This is a genomic window from Caulobacter sp. GW821-FHT11E10, assembly GCF_058808375.1.
In genome coordinates this window covers 161,800-181,517 of the sequence record NZ_JBXARP010000006.1, presented here as the reverse complement: position 1 = coordinate 181,517, position 19,718 = coordinate 161,800, and the positions used below count along the sequence as shown (strand labels likewise).

The following is a 19,718-nucleotide window of genomic DNA, read 5'->3' as shown; positions in this document are numbered from 1 at the left end:
ATGAGCAGTCTGGTTCGACGATCCTTCCTGTCCATCGCCGCCGCCGGCCTGCTGGCCCCGGCCGCCTTTGCGCAGACGCCCTCTTTGGCCAAGGCCGAGTGGGCCGCCATCGGCCAGTATGGCGACAAGGCCGCGCCGTTCACCGTCTTCGAGAAGGACGGCGCGCTGCACATCGACGGCGAGGGCTTCACGTCGGCGCGCCTGACACCCTCGGGCGGTGGTCGCTACGCCATCGCGGGCGGCGGCGAGCTGGTGCGGGAGAAGGGCGCGGTCCGCCTGAACGGCAAGCCGCTGGCCTTCCATGATTTCGGCGTCGAGACGCGGGACCGGATCCACAAGGCCGTCCGCGCCGATCCGGCCGCTCTGCGCAAGCGCGCCCTGGCCGCGACGCCGCCGGTCGAGACCGGCGAGCGCCTGCCGTCGGACCTCGTGGACCTGACGACCATCGATCCAGGCATCAAGCTCGACATCTGGTACGCAGGCCCGGACAACTTCATGGGCATCCCGCTCTACGAACGAGCGGCGGCCTATATGCAGCGTCCGGCCGCGCAGGCCTTGGGGCGGATCCACAAGGCGTTGGCGGCCAAGGGCTATGGCCTGCTGATCCACGACGCCTACCGGCCCTGGTACGTCACCTGGATGTTCTGGGAAGCCACCCCGCCCGAGGACCACGTCTTCGTCGCCGATCCGGCCCAGGGCTCGCGCCACAACCGCGGCTGCGCGGTGGACCTGACGCTCTACGATCTGAAGACCGGCGAGGCCGTCGAGATGCCCGGCCGCTACGACGAGTTCTCGACCCGGTCCTATGCCGACTTCGTGGGCGGCACGACGAAGCAGCGAGCGCTGCGCGCGGTCCTGCGCCAGGCGATGGAGGCCGAGGGCTTCACCGTCTATCCCGAGGAGTGGTGGCACTTCGACTTCAACGACTGGCGTCGCTATCCGATCGGGACGAAGACCTTCACGGAGCTGGCTGCTCGAAGCTGATCACGGCCCAGCCGTAGGCGCGGATCCGCCAGCGGTCGGCTTCGCGGACCTGGACGAAGGTCCAGCCGCCCAGTTCCCTGAAGGACTGTTCGTCGCGCACGCCGGACCAGCGGGTCGGCAGGGTGAAGTGAACGGTGTCGCCGTCCTGGCCGAAGTCCTGGGGGGATCCAAATTCGTGGCGGAGGTCGCTGATCGCGCCGACATGCTTGGTCATCAGAGCCCGCCAATGGGCTAGGCCGTCCTGACCCTGGAAGACGTGCGGCGGGAAATTCTCGAGGATCGTGACGTCGCCAGAGGAGAAGACGCCGTCGAGAAGAGACGGGGTGGCGGTTTCAAGGAAACGGGCGAGGGCCGCTGGAGCGGCCATCATGGCGGCGTCGGGGGTGGTCACGGTCACCTCTCCTGGCTTGCTATCGGCGGCGGCGGTTCGCTACGACCCGGAGGCGACCATGTCCATGAGCTTCAGCGCGTCGTGGCCAGCCGCGCCCAACTGGGTGTTGTCAAATATGCACCACGCCTCAGCCGTCGTGGCCTGAACCGTCAAGCGCCTGGCCAGGCTGGCGAGGGCCGGATCCTCATAGGCCGAACGATACATCACCGGCGAGCCATGCAGGCGATAGTAGGTGAGCCCGCTCCAGCCGCCTGGCTCCGCCGCCTCCGGGACCTTCGCCGGATCGGCCGCTACCCGGGCCATCTCGAAGGCCGTGAGCATCGCGGTCGCCTCGGGCGTGAACCAGGTCGCATGGCGCGGTTCGATCACGGTCGGGCCAGGCGCCCGTCTTCGCCAGGCGGCGAAGAAGCGGTCGACCACGGCCGGGTCGAACTTCAGGCTTGGCGGCAACTGGATCAGAAGCGGGCCGAGTTTCGCGCCGAGGGCCGAGCACTCGTCCAGGAAGCGCGCCAGCGGCTCCTCGACGTCGATCAGCCGGCGCTCGTGCGTGACCGTCTTGGGGATTTTCACGGCGAACCGAAAGTCCGACGGCGTGCTCGCGGCCCATCGCTCGTAGGTCTTGGGCTGATGCGGTCGGTAGAACGAGGTGTTGATCTCGACCGCGTTGAAGCGCGTCGCGTAGCGTTGCAGGCCAGTGCCTTCGGCGGGGAAGGCGTCGGCGACGCGATAGAGGCTCCAACCGGCCGTGCCGATGCGAATGTCCATGCTGAGCCAGCGCGCGAGCCGGCGCTTGGTTCAGCCGCGCGGCCGCCAGGCCAGCACCTCGGCGCTGTGGCCGACGCCGACCTTGGCGCAGATCTGCTTCAGCGGGCAGGCGCCGCACTTGGGGCCTTCGTGCGGACAGAGCATCTGGCCCAGGCCGCGCTTCATCAGCCAGTGCAGCTCGAACAGGTCGTCGGCGCTCCAGGCCGGCGGCGCCAGGTCCATCAGCGCGTGATAGGCATGGGTCGCGTCACCCGCGCCGACGAGCCCGATGCGCTTGGCGACGCGATGGATGTGGGTGTCGACCACCAGGGCCCGCATCGCCAGCTCGCTGAAGTTCAGCACGCAGGCGGCCACCTTCACGCCGACGCCGGGCAGGGCTTGGAGTTCCCAGCGGGCCTGGTCGACGGACATGGCTTTCAGATGGTTCAGCGAAAGCCAGCCGACCTTGTCCTCGATCATCCGCAGGGCGGTGGTCAGGTGGCGCGCCTTGTCGTCCGGGAAGGTCACATCGTCGATGAGCCGGGCCACGGCGGCGACCGGCGCGCTGGCCAGGTCCTCCCAGCATTTGAACTCGGCCCGCAGGCGCAGGAAGGCGGCCCACGAGACGGCGTCCTGGGTGCGGCCGCTGATCGACGACTTCACCAGTTGCGAGATCGGATCCATCCGCGCCACCGGCCGCTGCGGGCCGAATTCGCAGAGCAGGGCGTCGCGCACGCTTTCCAGCGGCGACCGGGCGAGGCCTAAGGACAGTTGCATGGGGATTCGCCGCGCAGGAACATAATGAGAACATTATGCGGCGCGGGACGACTTGTCCACAGCTTGTGGGTTAACGCCGGTAGCGCCCCCAGAGCGCGGTCACGCGACGGCGCAGGCGCTGGAGGGCGATGCGGACGGGCGTCGGCGCGAGAGCGGGGGCGGGGCGCTGCTCTTCCGGCAGCTCGACACCGGTGAAGCGGGCGATCAGGTCGCGCAGTTGTGGTTCCTGGACGGCGAGCGCCGCCTCCACAGGCGTCATCCACTGGAGTGTGCGCTGGCCCTTTTCGGGCCAGGTTTCGTGCCCGCCGGTCACCTGCAGCGGAAAGACGTCGACCTTGACCAGCCGCGCCGCGCCGCTCTTCAGCTTCTTGAGATATTCGTACTCGCCGACCGGCCGTTCGGAGATCACGCCGTCGAGGCCGGCTTCCTCATAGGCTTCCTGGGCGGCTGCGGCGAAGTCGGCCTTGTCCTTCATCGGCCAGCCCTTGGGGATCACCCAACGGCGGGTCTCGCGGGAGGAGACCAGCAGGATGCGCAAGGCCTCGCCTTCGCCGCGCCACGGCAGGGCGGCGACCTGGCGGCGCTTGCCGCCGGACTTGCGCCCTTCCTGCTTTCCTCCCGTATCGGTCACTTCATCCAGAACCCGAGATAATAGAACAGCGCCGCCGTCAGGGCCGCCGCCGGCAGGGTGACGATCCAGGCGATGACGATGTCCTTGGCGACGCCCCAGCGGACGGCCGAGACCCGGCGCGAAGCGCCGACGCCGACAATAGCGCCCGTGATCGTGTGAGTCGTCGAGACCGGAACGCCGATATGGGTGGCCATGAACAGCATGATGGCGCCGCCGGTCTCCGCGCAGAAGCCTTGCATCGGGGTCAGGCGGGTAATCTTGCTGCCCATGGTGTGGACGATGCGCCAGCCGCCGAACAGCGTGCCCAGGCCCATGGCCGTCTGGCACGCGAGGACGACCCAGAACGGGATCTCGCCGGGCTTGCCGGTGGCGCCATGGGCGAACAGCAGGGCCGCGATGATGCCCATCGTCTTCTGGGCGTCGTTACCGCCGTGGCCCAGGCTGTAGAGGGCGGCGGAGACGAACTGCAGCTTGCGGAACACCCGGTCGGCGAAGAACGGCGAGCTCTTCACGAAGGTCCATGAGACGATCAGCACCAGCAGCATGGCCAGGATGAAGCCCATGGTCGGCGAAACCACGATGCCGGCCGCGGTCTTGCCCAGGCCGGCCCACTGGATGGCGCCCAGGCCGCCGACCTTGGCGATCGAGGCGCCGACCAGGCCGCCGATCAAGGCGTGCGAGCTGGACGACGGGATGCCCGCCCACCAGGTCAGCAGGTTCCAGCTGATCGCGCCCATCAGCGCCGCGAAGATCAGACGGTCGCTGATCACGTGCGGGTCGACAATGCCCGACCCGACCATCTTGGCCACGTGCAGGCCGAAGAACAGGAAGGCGATGAAGTTGAAGAACGCCGCCCAGATCACCGCCCAGCGGGCCGACAGCACCCGCGTGGAGACAATCGTGGCGATCGAGTTGGCGGCGTCGTGAAGGCCGTTCAGGAAGTCGAACGCCAGGGCGACGACGACCAGGAAGACCAGGATCAGGAGCGTGGGGTCCACGGTGATCAGACCTGCTCGACGACGATGCCGCTGATGCGGTTGGCCACGTCCTCGAAGCGATCCATGACCTTTTCGAGGTGGCTGTAGATGTCGACGCCGACGATGAAGGCCATCGGGTCGCTGTTGCGGTTGGCCAGGAACAGCGCCTTGCGGCCTTCGTCGTACATGACGTCCGACTGCTCCTCGATCTGGGTGATCTGCACCGCGATCTCGCTGAGGTGATGAGCGTTCTGACGCATCTTCGGCAGCAGGCCCACGGCCTCTTCCGTCAGCTTGGCGGCCTCGACGATGATCCGGGTCATCTCGCGCATCTGCGGCTCGAAGGTCTTCACCTCGAACAGGGCGACGACCTTGGCGGTCTTGCGCATCTGGTCGATGGCGTCGTCCAGCGAGGTGGTCAGGCTCTGGATGTCGCTGCGATCGAACGGGGTGATGAAGCTGCGGCGGACGGCCAGCATCACCTGGCGGGTGATTTCGTCGGCCTCGTCCTCGTGCTTGTTGACCCGCGCGCCGGCGGACTCGACGGCGTCGCCGCCCGCGGTCATGTCGTGCAGCGCCTCGGCGCCGGCGACCAGCGTGCGCGCGTGGGCGGAGAACAGGTCGAAGAAGGCGTCTTCCTTCGGCATGACGGCCTTGAACAAGCCCAGCATAATGCTTCTTTCCTTCGTACGAAGCGGTAGGGGACGCCCCGATACGCGAGGCGAGAAATCTGTGCGGAACGATGTCCATCCGTGAACGGAACGCCGCGCGGCGCACCGGAACCACGGAAGGATTTGGCCGTCAAATCCTATCTGTGAAAGTTATGTGACAGCCCTCGCGCGAACGGCCCCGTTGGGGCAGGATCGCCGCAACCTAGAGGAAGGGAGTTGCGTCATGGCCTTCACGCTGACCGTCAATGGGGAGACCCGCACGGCTGATGTCGAGGGCGACACGCCCCTGCTGTGGGTCCTGCGGGACACGTTGGGCCTGGTCGGCGCCAAGTATGGCTGCGGCGCGGCGCTGTGCGGGGCCTGCACGGTCCATCTGGACGGCGCGCCGGTCCGAGCCTGCATCACGCCGGTCAGCCGCGTGGGCAAGAAGGCCGTGACCACCATCGAGGGCGTCGGCAAGACGCCGGTCGGGGCCAAGGTCCAGGAAGCCTGGAAGGCGGTCGACACGCCCCAGTGCGGCTACTGCCAGGCCGGCCAGATCATGTCGGCCACGGCCCTGCTGACCGCCAAGCCGAAACCCACCGACGAGGAGATCGAGGCGGCGATGGACGGCAACCTGTGCCGCTGCGCCACCTACATCCGCATCCGCAAGGCCATCAAGGTCGCCGCCGGGCTGGACGTCGCCTCTGGGAAGGGGGCTTGATCATGGACGGCGAGATCCTCCGCGACCCCACCCGTCGGTTCGTGCTCACCAGCGGCGCCGCCGTCGGCGGCGGCCTGATGCTCAGCTTCACCATGGCCGCTGAAGGCCAGGCGGCGGGGGCGACCCCAGATGGGGCCAAGCAGGTCAACGCCTATGTCCGCATCGCGCCGGACGGCAAGGTCACCATCGCTTCCAAGGTCCCGGAGGTCGGGCAGGGCATCAAGACCGCCTTGCCGATGCTGATCGCCGAGGAACTGGACGTCGACTGGTCGGCCGTCACGGTCGAGCAAGCCATCGCCGACGCCAAGGTCTATGGCCGCCAGGTGGCCGGCGGCAGCATGGCCACGACCCTCGAATACGACGGCCTGCGCCGGGTGGGCGCCACGGTTCGCGCCCTGCTGATCGCCGCCGCCGCCGCCCGCTGGAGCGTTCCGGCCGACAGCCTGTCGACCGAGCCGGGCTTCGTCGTCCACGCGGCCAGCAAGCGCCGCGCGTCGTATGGCGAGCTGGCCGAGGCCGCCTCCGCCCTCACGCCGCCGGACCCCAAGAGCCTGACCCTGAAGGACCCCAAGGCCTTCCGGATCATCGGCCAGTCGCACAAGAGCCAGAACCTCGACGCCATCACCACCGGCAAGCCGACCTACGGCATCGACGTGCGCCTGCCGGGCATGCTGTACGCCACCTTCGCCAAGGCCCCGGTCTATGGCGCCAAGGTCGCCAAGGTCGATCTGGCCGCCGCCAAGGCTGTGAAAGGCGTCAAGGACGCCTTCGTCGTCGAGGGTGGAACCAATTTGCAGGGGTTGATGCCCGGCGTGGCCGTGGTGGCCGACAGCTGGTGGACCGCCCGCAAGGGCCGCGACGCGCTGGAGATCCAGTGGGCTGAACATCCGACGTCCGCCCAGAGCAGCGCTGGCTTCGCCGCCAAGGCCGCCGAACTGGCCAAGGCGCCGCCACATCGCACGCTGCACAATGACGGCGATTTCGACGGGGCCTTGAAGGGCGCGGCCAAGACGGTCAGCGCCGCCTACAGCTATCCGTTCATCGCCCACGCCCCGCTCGAGCCGCAGAACTGCACGGCGCAGGTCAAGGACGGCAAGGTCGAGATCTGGGCCCCGACCCAGAACCCCGAGCCTGGTCGGGGACTGGTCGCCAAGGCCCTGAATATCGATCCGTCGGCGATCACCATCCACCTGATCCGCGGCGGCGGCGGCTTCGGCCGGCGCCTGATGAACGACTACATGGTCGAGGCGGCGGTCATCGCCTCGAAGCTCGACGGGCCGGTCAAGCTGGTCTGGACCCGCGAGGACGACATCCAGCACGACTTCTACCGGCCGGGCGGCTGGCACAACCTGACCGCCGGGCTCGACGCGAACGGCGCCCTGGTCGCCTGGAAGGACCACTTCGTCACCTTCGGCGAGGGCGAGACCTTCAACACCTCGGCCGGCATGAACTCGACCCAGTTCCCGTGTCGGGCGGTGGCCAACTATCGTCACGACGTCTCGGTCATGCCGCTGGGCTTCCCGACCGGCTATCTGCGCGCGCCGGGCAACAACGCCTTCGGTTTCGTGCTGCAGAGCTTCACCGATGAGCTGGCCATCGCCGCCGGCAAGGACCCGGTGGCCTTCCGTCGCGAGCTGTTGGGCGAGCCGCGCCTGCTGGGCGAGCCGGGCAAGGGCGACAGCTTCCACACCGGCCGCATGCGCGGCGTGTTGGACCTGGTCGTCGAGAAATCCGGCTGGGGCCGCAAGCTGCCGAAGGGTTCGGGGCTGGGCGTGTCCTGCCACTACAGCCACCTGGGCTATGTGGCGGTGGTCATGCAGGTCACGGTCAAGGATGGCGCGCTGAAGGTCGACAAGGCCTGGGCCGCGGTCGACGTCGGTCGTCAGATCGTCAACCCCAAGGGCGCCGAGCAGCAGGTCCAAGGCTCGATCCTGGACGCCATCGGCGCGGCCCTGCACCAGCAGGTCACGTTCGAGGGCGGGGCGGCGACGCAGAGCAACTTCGGCGACTTCCCGCTGCTGCGCATGAGCGAGGCGCCGGACGTCGAGGTGCACTTCAAGCTGTCGGACAACAACCCGACGGGCCTGGGCGAGCCGGCCTATCCGCCGGCGCCGGCGGCCCTGTGCAACGCCATCTTCGCGGCGTCCGGGAAGCGGATCCGCAGCTTGCCGGTCGGCGACCAACTGGCCTGATTTTAGGCGGCCTGCTAGGAGCGTGGAGACACGCTTCCAGCAAGGTCTTCCCATGTCTCAGGTCACCGTCGTCAGCCACCCGCTCGTCCAGCACAAGCTGACCAAGATGCGGGACAAGACGACCTCGACGAAGACCTTCCGCGCCCTGATGCGCGAGGTCGCGACCCTGATCTGCTACGAGATCACCCGCGACCTGCCGATGGACCCGGTCCAGATCGAGACCCCGGTCGCTCCGACCACGGCCTATGAGATCGCCGGCAAAAAGCTGGTCTTCGCCCCGATCCTGCGGGCGGGCCTGGGGATGTGCGAGGGCATGCTGGACCTGGTGCCCTCGGCCCGCGTGGCCCACATCGGCCTCTATCGCGACCACGATACGCTGGAAGCGGTCGAGTACTACTTCAAGGCCCCCGAGGACATCGCCGGCCGCCTGGTCATCGTCGTCGATCCGATGCTGGCCACCGGTCACTCGGCCATCGCCGCCATCTCGCGCTTGAAGCACTATGGCGTCACCAACCTGCGCTTCGTCTGCCTGCTGGCGGCCCAGCCGGGAGTAGAAGCCCTGCAGGAGGCGCATCCGGACGTGCCGATCTGGACGGCGGCGGTCGACGCCAAGCTGAACGACAAGGGCTACATCGTGCCGGGGCTGGGCGATGCTGGGGACCGAACGTTCGGAACGCGGTAGGGGGCAAGTCCGGTTCCCAGGCGAGCGCCTTGATTGCCGCGTGAATTGACGCCATATTCGTCATTCTGACCGGCAATGACGAAAGGCATCCCATGGGCCTGGCCAAATATGCCGACGACGGGTTCTTCGCCCCGCGCAAGATCGCCGACGCCTTCCGCACGACCAGCGAGGAAGTCGCCCGCACGGCCGGGCTGGGCAGGGATGCGGTTCAACGCCGGGAGCGCTTCCGTTCGCCCAAGACCCAGCGCCGCCTGCGGGAAATGGTCGAGGTCATCAACAAGGTCGAACCTCGCTTCGGCTCCGAGCTGATCGCCTACGCCTGGTATCGTTCCGAGCCGTTGCCCGGATTCTCCGGGCACACGGCGATGCAGCTCGTCCGCGAAGGGCGCGTCGACGAGGTGCTGGACTACATCGACGCCGTGGACGCTGGCGTCCACGCCTGATCCGGATGTACCGAGGGCTCCTCTATCGCGCCTTGAACCCGGTCTATGCCCGCGAGCCGCTGTCCGGGCGGGGCGCTGAGCTCTATGGCGGCCGGTTCAACGCCAAGGGGACGCCGGCGCTCTATGCCTCGCTCACCATCATGACGGCGCTGCGCGAGGCCAATCAGGTCGGGTCCCTGCAGCCCACGACCTTGGTCTGCTACGACGCCGAGATCGAGCGGGTCTTCGACACGCGCGATGCGGCCGCCCTGGCCGTCGAGGGCATGGATGGCGAGGCCTTGGCGGACGCCGGCTGGCGGGATCGGATGACGGCGAACGGCGGGGCGAGAACCCAGGCCTTCGCGCGTCGCGTGGCGGGCGCCGGCTACCAGGGCCTGCTCGTCAGAAGCTTCGCGCGCGGCGCCGGCGCCGACGATATGAACCTGGTGCTGTTTTCCTGGGGCGCGGGCCCCCCTTCGCGCCTGACCTTGATCGATGACGAGAAGCGGCTGGCCTAGTCCGCCAGCGCCTTCACGAACGCCTTCACCACCGTCGCGGAATTGTCCGAGGCCAGGGCCATGAAGGTGTGCATCTCGTTGGCGCCCGCGCCCCCGCCGGCCAGGTCAGACAGGCTGCGGAAGGCGATGAACGGGGTCTTGTTGACCAGGGCCACGTGGGCGACGGCCGCGCTCTCCATGTCGACCACACGGGCCTCGAACGTGGCGCGCAGGTATTTGCGATAGCCGGCGTTGTCGAGGAAGACCGACGCCGAGACGCCATTGCCGCCCACGACGACCTTGGGCGGATGGACCAGGCATTTGTCGATGGCGCAGCGCTGCAGGGCCACGCTGGCCGCCACCTTGCGGGCCGTGTCCAGCAGGGTCGCATCGGCCGGGAACCAGATGCGCGCCGGGGTTTCCAGGTCGGTACCCGGCAGCAGGACGCCGCGCGGATAGATCATGCCGTAGTTGGCCAGGGTGCTGTTGCGGATGCTGGGTGAGACCTCGAAACCCTTGTCGGTCTCGCGGGCGAAGGCGCTTTCCAGGTTCTGGGCCCATTGGTCGGCCACCACCACGTCGCCGATGTCGAGACCCTCGTCGACCCCGCCGGCGATGCCGGAAAAGACAATGCGGGTGATGTTGAAACGGTCCAGCGCCATCTGGGTCGTCATGGCCGCGTTGACCATCGAGACGCCGCTGAGGAATACCACCACCGGCTTGCCCTCCAAACGGCCGGTCGTGAAGCGCACGCCGTTGACCTCGAAGGCCTTCTGTTCGCTGGTCGCGGCGTTCAGGGCGCCGATTTCGGGCGGGAAGGCCGAGATCACCGCGACGCGCGGTGTTTCGTCCAGCCTCTGAGCCAGGGCCGGTGAAACGATCAGGAACAGGCAGGCCAGGACGAGGGCGGGCAGGCGCATGGCGACTCCTACGGTGCAGCCTGCCTCCTTAGCCCCCGCGCGGCGCCCGCCCAAGGGGCGAAGCGCGTTCACGTGTCGACTTTCCTTTGATGATCAAGGCGCAAGCCGAGTCAGTCGTTAGTTGCTATGACCGGCATGACTGGCAGTGTTGGTGACGATGGACGACCGCTCCGATTCCCGATCTGGCCCCGGACGCCTTGGCGATCTGGCCGCCGCGCTCGGCCTGGGGCTGGTGGTCTTCGCCATGGCCTATGCCTGTATCGATCTGCCGCGGCGCTTCGGTCACAACGCTCCGATCTGGCTGGCCAACGCCTTCGTGCTGACCGCGCTGCTGCGCACCGAGCCGCGCCGCTGGCCGCTGCTGGTGGCTTGCGCCGCCGCCGGGACCTTCCTGGCCAGCCTCTATCTGAAGGCCAAGCTCGGCCTCGCCCTGGGTCTGATGGTGGCCAATGTCACCGAATACCTGTTCTGCGCCTGGGCGTTGCGGCGCGTCGTCGGCGCCTCGATCGCCATCGGCCGGCCTCGCGATCTGGGCTATCTGGCGCTGTTCGCCGTTTGCGGCCCCCTGATCTCCACCGGGATCTCCACGGCGACTTTCGCCGCGATGGGCTGGGGCGGACTGCCGCTGCGGGCGATGAGCTGGGGCCTGGCCAACGCCCTGGGCCTGATGGTCCTGGTTCCCTGCCTGCTGGCCTTGAGCCAGGCGCGCGACCTGCTGGCCGACCGACCGCTGACCCGGCGCGGCTGGCTGGCCCTGGGGGCCCTCGACGCCGTCGCCTTGCTGGTGTTCGGCCAAAGCCGCTATCCGCTGCTGTTCCTGGTTCCGCCGGTCCTGGCGTTCGTCGCTCTGGAGCTGGAGGTGCTGGGCGCCGCCGTGGGCGTGGTCATGGTCGGTGCGATGGCGGTGGTCTTCACCGCCCTGGGTTCGGGGCCGGTGGGCCTGATCGCCGAGGACCTGACCGAACAAGCCCTGTTCCTGCAGCTCTTCCTGGTCGTGGCGATCTTCTCGGCCCTGCCTCTGGCCTCGACCAGCGCCCAGCGTCGCCGCCTGAAGGCCCAGGCCGAGGAAGCCGCCCACGTGAAGGCCGAGTTTCTGGCCAATATGAGCCACGAGCTGCGCACGCCGCTGACGGCCGTGTTGGGCTTCACTCAGCTGGTCGAGCAGCAGCCCGAGCTCAGCGACGAGACCCGCGCCTACGTCCAGCGGGTGGCCAATGCCGGCAAGGCGCTGCGAGCCACGGTCAACGATATCCTCGACTTCTCGAAGCTGGAGGCCGGCCAGGTCGACATCAAGCCCCAGCCCATGTCGCCGGCGAGCCTCGCGCGCGAGTCGATCGAGCTGTTCGCCGCTCAGGCCCGCGACAAGGGCGTGGGGCTGCGGGCCTCGGGCCTGGCCAACCTGCCGCCGCTGGTCGAGGCCGATCCCGACCGGCTGCGCCAGATACTGCTGAACCTGATCGGCAACGCCGTGAAGTTCACCGAGCGTGGCGCGGTGACCGTCGCGATCCGCTTCGACGAACAGGCCGAGCGGTTGGTGTTCGAGGTCTCCGACACCGGGCCCGGCATCGCGGCCGAGCAGGCTGGGCAGCTGTTCCAGCGCTTTTCCCAGGTCGACGGCGCCGCGACGCGGAACTCGGGCGGCACGGGCCTGGGCCTGGCGATCTGCAAGGGGCTGGTCGATGCGATGGGCGGTGACATCGGCGTCGAGAGCACGCCGGGGACCGGCTCGCGGTTCTGGTTCGCTATCCCCGCCCGCGTCGCCGAAGCCGGCCCCGAGGAAGACGCCCCGGACGCCGTGGCCGGACTGCCGGAGGGATGCCGCGTGCTCGTCGTCGACGACAACCCGGCCAACCGCCATCTGGTCCGGGCGATCCTGGCGCCGTTTGGCGTCACGCCGGTCGAGTCCACGGACGGCGATGAGGCGGTCGAGGCGGCGGAGGCGCGGGACTTCGACATCATCCTGATGGATCTGCGGATGCCGCGAATGGATGGCCGCACCGCCGCGACCTGCATCCGCGAGGGGCAGGGGCGCAATCGCCATTGCCCCATCCTGGCCTTCTCGGCTGACGCCTCGGCGCTGCCGGCCGACGGCCTGTTCGCCGGCCACGTGGCCAAGCCCCTGTCGGCGCTCGGACTGGTCGAGGCGATGGCGGCGGCTATGACGGCGCGCGAAACATTGTCGCGGGCGGTCTGATATCCGCGCGACGCGTTTGACGCCTTAACCATCTTGAGGTTTTTACGGCGCGAACGGTGTTCGCCGCATGCGGCCCAGGTTTTTCGATCGATGTTCCAGCGTATTCCCTTGATCTATGTCGCCGATGACGACGAGCCGACGCTCGAGCTGATCGCAGCCTTCCTGACCCGCGAGGGGCTCGAGGTCGTGGGATTTTCCAGCGCCGACCGCCTGATCGCGGCGATCCCCCCGCGCCGGCCCGACGCGGTGCTGCTGGACGTGCGGATTCCCGGTCTGAGCGGACTGGACGCGCTGAAGGCCCTCAAGGACTCGGAGCACGCCGACATCCCCGTGCTGATGCTGACCGGCGACGGTCGCCTGGATCGGATCGTCCAGGCCATGCAACTGGGCGCGAGGGGCTATGTGATGAAACCCTTCGACGGTCCCAAGCTGGTCGCCGAAGTGCGGGCGATCCTGCCGCCGACCTAGCCCAGAAGGCTCCTGCACCAGGCCAGGACGTCGTTCCACCAGCTCCGGAAATTCTCGAACAGGCCAGGCGCCTTGGGCGCGGGCTTGGGCTTGACCTCGACCGGTACGAACCAGCTGGGCGCGGCCGGCGGGGCGCAGTTCATCCGCATGCCCACGCCCTTGAGATAGCCGCGCCGCACGCCGCCGGACTGGATGGCCTTGGCCACCGCCTTGTCGTGCCTGGAGGCCCCGGTCAGCCTGCGGACCCAGTTTCGGAACGGCAGCACGTCGCGGGTCGTGTCCCTGACTCCGGCGACACCCGCGCCGTAGGCCGCGTCGGCGACCTTCTTGCCCTTCGAGCGGTCGTCCGGCGGCGGCGCTTCGTCGAGGTCGGGACCCAGAGCCGCGTCCAGCCGGCCGATCTCGGCGGCGATCGGCTCGCAACGGTTCAGGCCGGTCACGTCGTAGGGATCGGTGACCGCCCGCGCCAGCACGGGCGGGATCGACTTGCGCTTGAGGTTCAGGTCCTCCAGCGGCGCGGTCGCCGCGTCGCGGAAGGTGTCGCGCTGCTGCATCGTGCCGGGATCGGTCCCAGCCAGGGCGGGGCCGGCGAGGGCGGTCAGCAGCAGGACGAGCGATAAGCGGCGCATGACGGCAGAACGCCCTGTCTCCAGATTCCGCGCAAGAGGGCTCACGGCCGCCGCACGACCTGGCCGCCCTTCATGACGAAGACGACGTCCTTGGTCGCCTCGATGACCTGGGTCGGATCGCCCGTCACGGCGACGATGTCGGCCAGATAGCCGGGCTTGAGCTGGCCGAGATCATGGGCGCGGCCCAGCACCTTGGCGTCGACGGCCGTGGCCGCCAGCAGGGCCTGGGCCGGCGTCATGCCTTCCTTGACCAGCCAGACCAGCTCGCGGGCGTTGTCGCCGTGCTTGAACACCCCGACGTCGCTGCCCATGCCGATGGTGACGCCGTTCTTCATGGCCAGCTTGAAGGCCCGGTCGGCGGTCTGCATCGCGGCGGTGGGCTGCGTCTTGCCGGCGACATAGCCGCCGAAATAGGTCGAGGTGCTCTCGACCGCCGTCAGGGTCGGGAAGAACACCACGCCCTTCTCGGCCATCAGCTTGAAGGTGGCGTCGCTGCCGCCGTAGCCGTGCTCGATGGTGTCGACCCCGGCCAGCACCGCCCGGCGCATGCCCTCGTCGCTGGAGGCGTGGGCCGAAACCGGGCGACCGCTGGAATGGGCCGCCTCGACCAGGGCTTTCAGCTCCTCGATGGAGAAGGTCGGTCGGGTGGAGCCGTCCGGGCCGATCCGGTAGTCGGCATAGACCTTGATCCAGTCCGCCCCGGCGCCGGCCTGCTCGCGCACGGCCTTGATCACCTCGGGAACGCCGCTGGCTTCCTGGGCCCCCTGGGGCAGGTCGGCCTCGGGATTGTAGTTCCTGCGCGCCGGGCCGTAGGTGTTCGTCGCGACGATGGCGTTGGTCGCCACGAACAGGCGCGGACCCGGAATCAGGCCGTCGTTGATCGCCTTCCTCAGCGGGACATCGGCCGCGCCGACGCCTTCGGTGCCCAGGTCGCGCAGGGTGGTGAAGCCGGCCTGCAGCGTCGCCTTGGCCTGCACCGCCGCGCGCAGGGTGCGGTAGGTGGGCGTCTCCTTCAGCACCTGATCGTCCCACAGGGTCTCGTTGTAGGGATGCAGGAAGAGGTGGCTGTGCAGGTCCATCAGGCCGGGGATCACCGTCGCGCCGGGCAGGTCGACGATCTCGGCCCCGGCGCTATCGGCTTGTGACGCCACTTGGCCGACCGGGCCGACGGCGGCGATCTTGCCGTCCTTGACCAGGACCGCCCAGCCCTCGTGCGGCGGGCCGGCGTTCTCGGCGGTCCAGACCCTGGCGGGCTTGAGCAGGACCGGCTGGGCGGCGGCCGCGAGGCCGGGTGTCAGGATGAGGGCGAGGGCGGTGAGAAGACGGCGCATGGGCGACTCGCGATGGGACGCCCGCAGCTAAGCCGAAAACCGCCTCAGACGCCAAAGCGCAGGTGGATCAGCGGATAGGGCCGCCCCTGGCCGTCGGTGGCCGACCAGCCGATGCGCTCGAACCCCATGTGCTCATAGAAGCCGACCGCCTGGGCATTCCGCTCGTTGACGTCGGTGGTCAGCGTCGGGTGCACCGCCAGGGCGTAGTCGATCATGATCGCCCCGACGCCGGCCCCGCGATGCTCGGGATCGATGAACAGCGCCTCCATGTGGCCGTTGTCGATCAGCATGAAGCCCAGCGGACGATCGCGGTCGTCGACGGCCAGGGTCAGCGGGGCGGTGGGCAGGAAGCCTTCGACCTCCTCGCCGATGGCGGCGCGGTCCTCGGGTGACAGGAAGTCATGGGTCGCATCGACGGCGGCGGCCCAGATCTCCAGGACGCGGACGCCGTCTTCGGGGCGGGAGGGGCGAAGCCGGATCATGGGCGCGGTCTAGACGGTCGTCGCCTCGCGCGCCAGTCGGGCGCAGACCTCGGCGGTATGGGCGTCGGCGGGAAAGGCGCACTCGATCCGCAGCTCGTCCAGCGTGACATCGCGCGGGGCGGCGAAGGTGGTGATGGTCTCGAAGAAGCGCAGGTCTCCAAGCTCACTGCGGAAGACCAGGTTCAGCACCGGCGCGGGCTCGACATCGACCTCTCTGAAGCGCCACCGAGCCGGCACGTCGGGATAGGCCAGCACCTCGTCCAGCAGGGCCTGGGCGGTCTTGTCGGACGGCACGGCGGCGATGTCGGCATGCAGGTGGCGCAGGAACTTCTGGGCGACCTCGGGCCAGTTGACGATCACCGCGCGGAAGTCGTCGGGGTCGAACACCTGGCGCAGCAGATTGGTGTGCGGGCTCTGCTTGCCGCGCATCAGCAGATGATTGACCCGCTGCGCGGCCTGGTTGGCCATCAGCACGTCGAAGTGGCGGTTGATCACGAAGGCCGGGTAGGGCTCCTGGTGGGCGACGATCAGCTCGATCGCCTCGCGCATCCGCTCCAGGGCCGGAGTGATGAGGGTGTTCTCCGAGTACTGCGGCGCATACCCGGCGGCCAGCAGCAGGGCGTTTCGCTCCCGCAGCGGCATGGCCAGGGCGTCGGCCAGGCGAAACAGGGTCTCGCGGCTGGGCTGGGCCTTGCCGGTCTCGACGCACGAGAGGTGGCGGGTCGAGACGCCGGTCTCCAGCGACAGGTCCAGCTGGCTCATGCGCCTTGCCGCCCGCCATTCGCGAAGCAGGAGGCCGACGGGCGGAGGAGAAATCTTCGACCGCTGTGCAGCGCCTTGGGAGTACATGTCCATCGCCTAGCGTCTTCTCCGCATGCAGACCATGACTTCGGAGATCATCGCCAACAACCCGTGTCATCCCGGTCGGACCCCGGCGAAAGCCGGGGGAGAGCCGGGACCCAGGGGCGGCGCGCTCGGCGTTTACGCACCCCTGGGTCCCGGATAGCGCCTACGGCGCTTCCGGGATGACACGAGGAAGAGGGTGAAACGAAAAAGGCCGGAGCTTTCGCCCCGGCCCTTCGCTGATCGGTCAGAAAGAATAGATCAGATTTCCTGGTTGTACTTGCCGACCCGGTCGCCCAGGCGCGGCTTCACTTCGTCGTGGAACAGGGCGCGCATGTCGTCTTCCGACCGGGTGCTCTCGACCACGACCACGACTTCCGGCTTGTTCGACGAGGCGCGGACAAGGACCCACGAGCCGTCTTCCAGGTGGACGCGGACGCCGTTGACGGTGATCACCTCGATGATCTTGCGGCCCAGGATCGAGCCGCCCGCGGCGAACAGGTCCTCGTATTCCTTCACCACCTCGGCGACGACGCCGTATTTCTTCTCGTCGTCGCAGTGCGGGCTCATGGTCAGCGAGGTGAAGGCGATCGGCAGGGCCTTGCGCAGATCGCTGAGCTTCCTGCCGGGGTTGCGATCCAGCATGGCCAGGACGGCGGCGGCGGCGGTCAGGCCGCAGTCGTAGCCGTAGCCAAGCTCGCCGTTCATGAAGAAGTGGCCGCTCTTCTCGAAGCCGGCCAGGGCGCCCAGCTCGGCGCTCTTGCGCTTGATGTAGCTGTGGCCGGTCTTCCAGTAGACGACCTTGCAGCCGTGCTCCGCCAGGATCGGGTCAGTGGCGTAGAGGCCCGTGGACTTCACGTCGACCACGAAGGTCGCGCCGGGATGCAGCGGAGCCAGGTCGCGGGCCAGCATCAGGCCGATCTTGTCGGCGAAGATCTCCTCGCCCTCGTCGTCCACGACACCGCAACGGTCGCCGTCGCCGTCGAAGCCGAAGGCCAGGTCGGCTTTGTGCTCACGGACGGCGTGGGCCATCTCGTGCAGCATTTCGACGTCTTCGGGGTTGGGATTGTACTTCGGGAAGTTGAAGTCCAGATCGGTGTCCATCGGCACCACATCGGTGACGCCCATCTTCTGCAGGGCCTCGACCACGAAGGCGCCGGCCGTGCCGTTGCCGCAGGCGGCGACCACCTTCAGCGGACGCTTGAGGCTGACGCGCTTGGCGACGTCGTCGATGTAGCGCTGGGCCTCGCCCTGGACGCGGATCAGCTTGCCGCCCTCGCGCTCGACGAACTGGGCGCCGAGGACGATCTCCTTCAGGCGGCCCATCTCGTCCGGACCGAAGGTCAGCGGGCGTTGGGCGCCCATCTTCACGCCGGTCCAGCCGTTCTCGTTGTGGCTGGCGGTGACCATGGCCACGCAGGGGATGTCGAGGTCGAACTGGGCGAAATAGGCGGTCGGCGACAAGGCCAGGCCGATGTCGTGGACTTCGCAGCCGGCGCTCAGCAGGCCCAGCATCAGGGCGTTCTTGATCGAGGTCGAGTACGAGCGGAAGTCGTGGCCGACCACGATCTTCGACTGGCCCAGCTCGTGGATATAGGTGCCCAGGCCCAGGCCCAGCGCCTGGACGCCCAGCAGATTGATCTCGGGGCCGAACAGCCAGCGGGCGTCGTACTCGCGGAAGCCGGTCGCCTTGACCAGCGCTTCGTTTTCGTAGGCGGCGGTGTTGGGGACGAGGTCGGCGCGGGGAGCGGAGAACATCGAAAGCTCGCTTCAGTTTGAGGGGGTCGCTTTAGCCGTCTCTTGGTCGGACGGCTAGCGCGGCCCCATGACAGGGCGTCGGGGGAAGGGGGAGGCGACCTACATCACCCCGGCGCGGAGCAGGTCGTGGACATGGAGGACGCCGACGGGTCGATCGGCCTCGACGACGAACAGCACCGTGATCCGGCGCTCGTTCATGATCTTCAGGGCCTCGGCCGCCAAGGCCCCGGGCGCGATGGTCAGCGGGGCGCGGGTCATGACCTCGCCGGCCATGTGCGTGAGCAGTCCGTCCATGTGGCGGCGCAGGTCCCCGTCGGTGATCAGGCCGGCCAGGCGGCCCGAGCCGTCGACAACGCCCACGGCGCCGAAGCGTTTCTCGCTCATCACCAACAGGGCGTCGGGCATGGCGGCCTCGACGCCGATCAGCGGCAGTTCGCCGTCGCCGTGCATCAGGTCGCCGACCGTGCGCAGCATGGCGCCCAGCTTGCCGCCCGGATGGAAGACGCGGAAGTCGCTGGCCGTGAAACCGCGCCGCTCCAGCAGGGCCACGGCGATGGCGTCGCCCAGGGCGATCTGCAGGGTCGTGGAGGTGGTCGGGGCGTTGACCTCGGCCGTGGCCTCGGGCGCGTCGGGCAGCAACAGGAGAATGTCGGCGGCGCGGCCCAGCTGGCTGTCGGCCACGGCGGTCATGGCGATCAGCGGGATCGAGAACCGCTTGGCGTAGGCGAGGGTGTCGGAAAGCTCGCGGCCCGCGCCCGATTTGGACAGGGCCAGCACCACGTCGTCGGGCCCGATCATGCCGAGGTCGCCGTGCGAGGCTTCGGCGGGATGGACGAACATCGCCTGGGCTCCGGTCGAGGCCAGGGTGGCGGCGATCTTGCGCGCCACGTGGCCGGACTTGCCCATGCCGGTGCAGACGATGCGCCCCTTGGCGTCGAACAGGGTTTCGACCGCCTTGGCGAAGGCTTCGTCCAGCGACTCGGACATCGTGCGGAGGGCTTCGGCCTCGGTGCTCAGCACCCGGCGGCCGATCGCGACGGCGTCAAAAGCGCTCATTGCTGGAACTGGCTCGCGGCCTCGACGGCCTTCTTGGCGGCCTCGTCGCGACGACGGGCGGCGTCTTTCTCGCGCTGGATCTTGGTCTTCATCTCGGGCGTCTGCTGCACCGGCGTATGGCCGAACGGCCCCCAGGAGCGGTCGCCCTGGCCTTGCGGCCAGACGAGGGACAAGGTGATCAGAGCCAGGGCGATCAGCCCCATGAGCGGCATGAAGATGCGATCAGGCATGGCCCGCCTATAGCACGGGCGAGGAGCGGGGGGAGGGGGCACGAGAGAGGAAGCGGGAGCGCGAGGTGGTTCCGTGCTTGACGCTGCGGCCGCCTGGCCTTAGCCCGCGCCTGACAATTCCCGATCTACGAAGGAA

The 19,718-nt window shown here is 68.5% G+C and carries 22 protein-coding genes; 8 read left to right on the top strand and 14 right to left on the bottom strand.

Translation table 11 applies throughout. The annotated features are described in order from the left end of the window. Positions 1 to 984: a M15 family metallopeptidase gene (locus AC1RRV_RS14080; protein ID WP_492860278.1), complete on the top strand. Its 984-nt coding sequence runs from the start codon at positions 1 to 3 to the stop codon at positions 982 to 984. On the opposite strand, the gene AC1RRV_RS14075 is transcribed toward AC1RRV_RS14080, so the two are convergent. From AC1RRV_RS14075 to AC1RRV_RS14050, 6 genes are all read right to left on the bottom strand, one after another. Then, positions 959 to 1,375, bottom strand: a complete 417-nt coding sequence (locus AC1RRV_RS14075) for a hypothetical protein (RefSeq protein ID WP_492860277.1) — start codon at positions 1,373 to 1,375, stop codon at positions 959 to 961. The two genes, AC1RRV_RS14080 and AC1RRV_RS14075, sit on opposite strands and share 26 nt — an antisense overlap. 39 nt (positions 1,376 to 1,414) lie before the next feature. After that, positions 1,415 to 2,140, bottom strand: a complete 726-nt coding sequence (locus AC1RRV_RS14070) for a DUF72 domain-containing protein (RefSeq protein WP_492860276.1) — start codon at positions 2,138 to 2,140, stop codon at positions 1,415 to 1,417. A 30-nt stretch (positions 2,141 to 2,170) separates the two neighbouring features. Next, positions 2,171 to 2,896, bottom strand: coding sequence for an endonuclease III domain-containing protein (locus AC1RRV_RS14065; protein WP_492860274.1), 726 nt, complete (start codon positions 2,894 to 2,896; stop codon positions 2,171 to 2,173). A 70-nt stretch (positions 2,897 to 2,966) separates the two neighbouring features. Beyond that, complete coding sequence (locus tag AC1RRV_RS14060; RefSeq protein WP_492860519.1) at positions 2,967 to 3,536, bottom strand: NUDIX hydrolase; 570 nt, start codon at positions 3,534 to 3,536, stop codon at positions 2,967 to 2,969. Beyond that, positions 3,524 to 4,525, bottom strand: a complete 1,002-nt coding sequence (locus AC1RRV_RS14055) for an inorganic phosphate transporter (RefSeq protein WP_492860273.1) — start codon at positions 4,523 to 4,525, stop codon at positions 3,524 to 3,526. The genes AC1RRV_RS14060 and AC1RRV_RS14055 overlap by 13 nt, the downstream gene beginning before the upstream one ends. A 5-nt stretch (positions 4,526 to 4,530) precedes the next feature. Then, complete coding sequence (locus AC1RRV_RS14050; protein ID WP_492860272.1) at positions 4,531 to 5,175, bottom strand: DUF47 domain-containing protein; 645 nt, start codon at positions 5,173 to 5,175, stop codon at positions 4,531 to 4,533. 223 nt (positions 5,176 to 5,398) lie between these two features. Between AC1RRV_RS14050 and AC1RRV_RS14045 the strand changes: the two genes are divergently transcribed. The 5 genes from AC1RRV_RS14045 (at position 5,399) to AC1RRV_RS14025 (ending at position 9,692) form a co-directional block, all read left to right on the top strand. After that, positions 5,399 to 5,878 carry a (2Fe-2S)-binding protein gene (locus AC1RRV_RS14045; RefSeq protein ID WP_492860271.1) on the top strand — a complete coding sequence of 160 codons (480 nt, stop codon included), beginning with the start codon at positions 5,399 to 5,401 and terminating at the stop codon, positions 5,876 to 5,878. Positions 5,879 to 5,880: 2 nt separating this feature from the next. Then, positions 5,881 to 8,070, top strand: a complete 2,190-nt coding sequence (locus tag AC1RRV_RS14040) for a xanthine dehydrogenase family protein molybdopterin-binding subunit (protein WP_492860270.1) — start codon at positions 5,881 to 5,883, stop codon at positions 8,068 to 8,070. Between the two features lie 52 nt (positions 8,071 to 8,122). Beyond that, positions 8,123 to 8,752 carry a uracil phosphoribosyltransferase gene (upp, locus tag AC1RRV_RS14035; protein WP_492860269.1) on the top strand — a complete coding sequence of 210 codons (630 nt, stop codon included), beginning with the start codon at positions 8,123 to 8,125 and terminating at the stop codon, positions 8,750 to 8,752. A gap of 92 nt (positions 8,753 to 8,844) precedes the next feature. Beyond that, positions 8,845 to 9,195 (top strand): MbcA/ParS/Xre antitoxin family protein, encoded by a 351-nt coding sequence (locus AC1RRV_RS14030; RefSeq protein ID WP_492860268.1) that lies wholly within the window; start codon positions 8,845 to 8,847, stop codon positions 9,193 to 9,195. A gap of 5 nt (positions 9,196 to 9,200) precedes the next feature. Then, on the top strand, positions 9,201 to 9,692 hold the full coding sequence (locus tag AC1RRV_RS14025; protein ID WP_492860267.1) for an RES family NAD+ phosphorylase: 492 nt from the start codon (positions 9,201 to 9,203) through the stop codon (positions 9,690 to 9,692). Here the strand turns inward: AC1RRV_RS14025 and AC1RRV_RS14020 are convergent. Beyond that, positions 9,689 to 10,591 carry a 5'-methylthioadenosine/S-adenosylhomocysteine nucleosidase gene (locus AC1RRV_RS14020; RefSeq protein WP_492860266.1) on the bottom strand — a complete coding sequence of 301 codons (903 nt, stop codon included), beginning with the start codon at positions 10,589 to 10,591 and terminating at the stop codon, positions 9,689 to 9,691. The two genes, AC1RRV_RS14025 and AC1RRV_RS14020, sit on opposite strands and share 4 nt — an antisense overlap. A gap of 157 nt (positions 10,592 to 10,748) precedes the next feature. Between AC1RRV_RS14020 and AC1RRV_RS14015 the strand changes: the two genes are divergently transcribed. Next, positions 10,749 to 12,785, top strand: a complete 2,037-nt coding sequence (locus AC1RRV_RS14015) for an ATP-binding protein (RefSeq protein WP_492860265.1) — start codon at positions 10,749 to 10,751, stop codon at positions 12,783 to 12,785. Between the two features lie 90 nt (positions 12,786 to 12,875). Then, positions 12,876 to 13,253 (top strand): response regulator transcription factor, encoded by a 378-nt coding sequence (locus AC1RRV_RS14010; RefSeq protein ID WP_492860264.1) that lies wholly within the window; start codon positions 12,876 to 12,878, stop codon positions 13,251 to 13,253. Here AC1RRV_RS14010 and AC1RRV_RS14005 read toward each other — a convergent pair. The 7 genes from AC1RRV_RS14005 to AC1RRV_RS13975 all read right to left on the bottom strand — a co-directional run bounded on the left by AC1RRV_RS14005 (position 13,250) and on the right by AC1RRV_RS13975 (position 19,564). Then, the gene (locus AC1RRV_RS14005) at positions 13,250 to 13,882 is read right to left on the bottom strand and encodes a hypothetical protein (protein WP_492860263.1); all 633 of its coding nucleotides are present in this window, start codon (positions 13,880 to 13,882) and stop codon (positions 13,250 to 13,252) included. The genes AC1RRV_RS14010 and AC1RRV_RS14005 overlap by 4 nt on opposite strands. Positions 13,883 to 13,923: 41 nt before the next feature. After that, positions 13,924 to 15,213: a metal-dependent hydrolase family protein gene (locus AC1RRV_RS14000; protein ID WP_492860262.1), complete on the bottom strand. Its 1,290-nt coding sequence runs from the start codon at positions 15,211 to 15,213 to the stop codon at positions 13,924 to 13,926. Positions 15,214 to 15,257: 44 nt separating this feature from the next. Continuing rightward, positions 15,258 to 15,695, bottom strand: a complete 438-nt coding sequence (locus tag AC1RRV_RS13995) for an acetyltransferase (RefSeq protein WP_492860261.1) — start codon at positions 15,693 to 15,695, stop codon at positions 15,258 to 15,260. 9 nt (positions 15,696 to 15,704) lie between these two features. After that, complete coding sequence (locus AC1RRV_RS13990) at positions 15,705 to 16,544, bottom strand: helix-turn-helix domain-containing protein (protein WP_492860260.1); 840 nt, start codon at positions 16,542 to 16,544, stop codon at positions 15,705 to 15,707. Between the two features lie 255 nt (positions 16,545 to 16,799). Next, on the bottom strand, positions 16,800 to 18,296 hold the full coding sequence (locus AC1RRV_RS13985) for a phosphomannomutase/phosphoglucomutase (RefSeq protein ID WP_492860259.1): 1,497 nt from the start codon (positions 18,294 to 18,296) through the stop codon (positions 16,800 to 16,802). Positions 18,297 to 18,395: 99 nt separating this feature from the next. Next, on the bottom strand, positions 18,396 to 19,352 hold the full coding sequence (locus AC1RRV_RS13980) for a KpsF/GutQ family sugar-phosphate isomerase (protein ID WP_492860258.1): 957 nt from the start codon (positions 19,350 to 19,352) through the stop codon (positions 18,396 to 18,398). Then, positions 19,349 to 19,564 (bottom strand): hypothetical protein, encoded by a 216-nt coding sequence (locus AC1RRV_RS13975; protein ID WP_492860518.1) that lies wholly within the window; start codon positions 19,562 to 19,564, stop codon positions 19,349 to 19,351. The genes AC1RRV_RS13980 and AC1RRV_RS13975 overlap by 4 nt, the downstream gene beginning before the upstream one ends. Between the last annotated feature and the right edge of the window lie 154 nt (positions 19,565 to 19,718).